This window comes from Pseudomonas viridiflava (genome assembly GCF_900602065.1).
Lineage (GTDB): Bacteria > Pseudomonadota > Gammaproteobacteria > Pseudomonadales > Pseudomonadaceae > Aquipseudomonas.
In genome coordinates this window covers 1-367 of sequence record NZ_UWFN01000131.1, presented here as the reverse complement: position 1 = coordinate 367, position 367 = coordinate 1, and the positions used below count along the sequence as shown (strand labels likewise).

Annotated in this window: 1 protein-coding gene; it reads right to left on the bottom strand. The window is 61.6% G+C overall.

What is annotated here, in order from left to right:
* Positions 1 to 47: 47 nt before the first annotated feature.
* A partial coding sequence (locus EE949_RS08295; RefSeq protein WP_164666712.1) for an aminopeptidase occupies positions 48 to 367 on the bottom strand: 320 nt, incomplete at its 5' end.

The window sequence follows — 367 nt, the reverse complement described above, 5'->3', positions numbered from 1 at the left end:
GCCAATTTTTGCGCCGCACCATAAAATCGCACGAACGTTCTCTCCTGCTACATCAGCTCGCGGAAGGCCGGCAAATAATCGTGGTAAGTTCCCACAGCGCTCAGGTGCGCGTTGGTCAGCGGCTCGGCGAACCAGCGGTCGTAGCCGGCGTAGCCGCCCCAGCTTTCCTTGAGTTTCTGGTAGTCCGATCTCAGGTGCGCGAAGATGCGGGCCTTCTCGGCGCGTCGGTGGCGGGTGCTGGTTTTGCTGGCGTAATTATCGGCCAGCATCTGGCGGTGCTTGACCAGCAACGTCAGGAAATCCTGGCGGCGCGCGTTGTTGCGCACGTAGCTCTCGCGCATCTCCGGCGTGCCGTACAGTTCCAGCC